Source organism: Limnohabitans sp. (genome assembly GCF_044373035.1).
GTDB lineage: Bacteria > Pseudomonadota > Gammaproteobacteria > Burkholderiales > Burkholderiaceae_C > Limnohabitans_A.
Window position 1 is genome coordinate 1 of sequence record NZ_JBILQU010000203.1, and the last position, 2928, is coordinate 2928.

Here is a 2928-nt window from a genome sequence, read left to right on the forward strand (position 1 = left end):
GCCTTCGCGCAGCACGGCCACGTCAAAGCCGGTGCGCTGCATTTGCACCAACTGGTCGATCAGCACGTCGCCGGTGGCGCGCAACTCGCCCGCAAAGCCCAGGCGGCGGCGCAGCAAGAAGGCCTGGCTGTAAGCTCGGCCATCGGTGAATTTGGGGAACTGCAGGTCGATGCGGGTCACGCCGCTCAGGTCGAGTGTGCGCGGGTCGGCGTCGTTGGCCAGTGTGATGGCGGCTGGTGAGTCAACGGTCTGGTGTTTTTGGGCGGTGATGATTTTCATGGGTGCTGCTGTGTGGGGTGGTGTTCTGTGGGAGGCTGCCCCTGCGGCCGAATGCATGCTTAGGCCGGGGCGAACATTCGCGAGCAGGGGCTCGCTCCTACAGGGATATTCAGGCTGTTTGTTCCTCAGCCCGGTGGCGTGCTGCGTTGGCCGCCGCCTTGAACGGGTCTTGTCCCACGCGGCGCAGGGTGTCGATGAAGGCTTCGGCCTGGTGACCTTGGCTGATGCGCAGGGCTTTGTAGGTGTCCAAAATCGCCTCGATCACGTCGGGCACTTCAAACGAAGAGAACGAAGGGCCGACTACTTTGCCGGGAGTGGTGGGGCCTGACAGGTCTTTGCCGTCCGAGCCGCCCAGCGTGACCTGGTACCACTCCTTGCCGTCCTTGTCGACGCCCAAGATGCCGATGTGGCCCGAGTGGTGGTGGCCGCAGGAGTTGATGCAGCCGCTGATGTGAAAGTCGATGGGGCCCAGGTCGTTCAGCTCGTCCAGGTCTTGGTAGCGCTCGGTGATGGCGGCCGCCAAGGGCAGCGAACGGGCATTGGCCAGCGCGCAATAGTCGCCGCCGGGGCAGGCGATCATGTCGGTCAGCAGGCCAATGTTCGGTTGGGCCAAGCCCAAGGCCTTGGCTTCGAGCCACAGGGCGTGCAGTTGGTCCAGGCGCACCCAGGGCAGCACCAGGTTTTGGGTGTGCGTCACGCGGGCTTCGCCTGAGGAATATTGGGCGACCAGTGCGGCAGCAGCATCGAGCTGGTCGGCCGTGGCGTCTCCGGGGGCCTGGCCCACGCGCTTGAACGACAGGCTCACAGCGCGCAGCGCGGGGTTTTGGTGCGGTTTGACGTTTTGCGCGATCCAGCGGGCAAAGGCGGGCGTTTTGGCCGCTTCGATGCTGACATCGGCTTCGGCCTTGGCGGCCCACGACGCATCGTTTGGCAGGTGCAAAGCAGGCGCGGCAAAGCAGGCGGCCACGCGGTCGAACTCGGCTTGCGGGATGGTGTGCAGGCCGCCATCCTTGATCAAAATGTCTTGGTATTCGGCCTCGACTTCGTCAAAGTAACGCTGGCCTTCGGCTTTCACCAAAATTTTGATGCGCGCCTTGTACAGGTTGTCGCGCCGGCCCCAGCGGTTGTAGACGCGGATCACGGCTTCGAGGTAATTCATGATCTGGTTCCAGGGCAAGAACTCGCGGATCTGCGTGCCCACCACCGGGGTGCGGCCCATGCCGCCACCCACCAGCACTTTGAAGCCCACTTCGCCCGATGCGTTCTTGACCATTTGCAGGCCCACGTCGTGCCAGCCAATGGCGGCGCGGTCTTCGGCTGCGCCGGTGATCGCGATCTTGAACTTGCGGGGCAAAAAGGCGAATTCGGGGTGCAGCGTGCTCCACTGGCGAATCAGCTCGGCGTAGGGCCGGGGATCGACCACTTCGTCCACCGCCACACCGGCCAGCGCGTCGCTGGTGGTGTTGCGGATGCAGTTGCCGCTGGTCTGGATGCCGTGCAGGTTCACGGTGGCCAAGAGGTCCATCACGTCAGCCGATTGGGACAGGGGAATCCAGTTGAACTGCACGTTTTGGCGGGTGGTGAAGTGACCGTAGTTGGTGGTCAGCTTCGGGGCTGGGCCTGCAATTTTGTCTTGCGTGGCTTGGGCTTCTGCCAACAAGGCGGCGTCGGGCGTGTCGTACTCGCGGGCGATTTGGGCCAGCACTTTGAGCTGGGGTGCCGAGATTTCGCCGTAAGGCACGGCCACGCGCAGCATGGGGGCGTAACGCTGCACGTACCAGCCGTTTTGCAGGCGCAGGGGTTTGAACTGATCGCTGGTCAATTGGCCTGCTTCAAAGCGCTCGAGTTGGTCGCGGTGCTGTGCGGCGCGGGCGCGCACGAACTGTTTGTCAAATTCGGTGTATTGGTACATGGGAATAACTCAGATCAAAACCAGTTTGGTGCCAGCCCAGGCCAGCAGGACGCAAAGCAAGGAGCGGATCACGCGATCCGGCGTGTGTTGGGTCAGGCGCGAGCCCAGCCAGATGCCGGGCAACGAGCCCGCCAGCAACTTGGCCAGCAAGGCCCAATCGACCGAACCCATGGAGGCGTGGCCCAAGCCCGCCAGCAGCGTGAGTGGCACGGCATAAGCGATGTCGGCCGCCACGATGCGCGGCAGGGGCAGCATCGGGTACAGCAAGAGCAGCACGGTGACGCCAATGGCGCCCGCGCCCACCGAGGTGAGGGTGACCAAGATGCCGATCAGCGCGCCAAACAGCACCGGCAGGCTCCAGTGGCGGGGGGTGCTGGCGCGGGCTTCGTCGGCGGCGGCCAGGTGGCGGTGCAGCTGTTGGCCGCGAATGGCCTTGTAGAGCATGGCGGCGGCCGTCAGCAGCAAGGCCACACCCAAAGTGGTGGTCATCAGCGACTGCACCTCGGGGGAGGCCGGTCCCACCCAGTGCAAAAAGCCCAGGGTCACCAAGCAGGCCGGAATGCTGCCCGCACTGAGCAAGACCACCACACGCCAGGGCACGATGCGCTGCTGGGCAAAGCTGACGGTGCCGCCTAACTTGGTGAAAGCCGCAAACAGCAAGTCGGTGCCTACGGCCATGTAGGGCTTCACGCCAAAGAAAAAGATCAAGAGCGGCGTCATCAAAGAGCCGCCACCCA

The 2928-nt window shown here is 64.0% G+C and carries 3 protein-coding genes; all 3 read right to left on the bottom strand.

Annotated features, from left to right (window positions below):
* Positions 1-279: DUF934 domain-containing protein (locus ACIQ47_RS15885; RefSeq protein ID WP_396439003.1), on the bottom strand; the 279-nt coding region annotated here is incomplete at its 3' end.
* 109 nt (positions 280-388) lie between these two features.
* Positions 389-2191, bottom strand: coding sequence for a nitrite/sulfite reductase (locus ACIQ47_RS15890; protein WP_396439004.1), 1803 nt, complete (start codon positions 2189-2191; stop codon positions 389-391).
* A gap of 9 nt (positions 2192-2200) precedes the next feature.
* The coding region (locus ACIQ47_RS15895) for a sulfite exporter TauE/SafE family protein (RefSeq protein WP_396439005.1) at positions 2201-2928 on the bottom strand (728 nt) is incomplete at its 5' end.

What these genes read in the sequence shown, in the direction of transcription:
- ACIQ47_RS15890 (WP_396439004.1), bottom strand. Translation starts at nt 2,191, where the DNA reads ATGTACCAATACACCGAATTTGACAAACAGTTCGTGCGCGCCCGCGCC.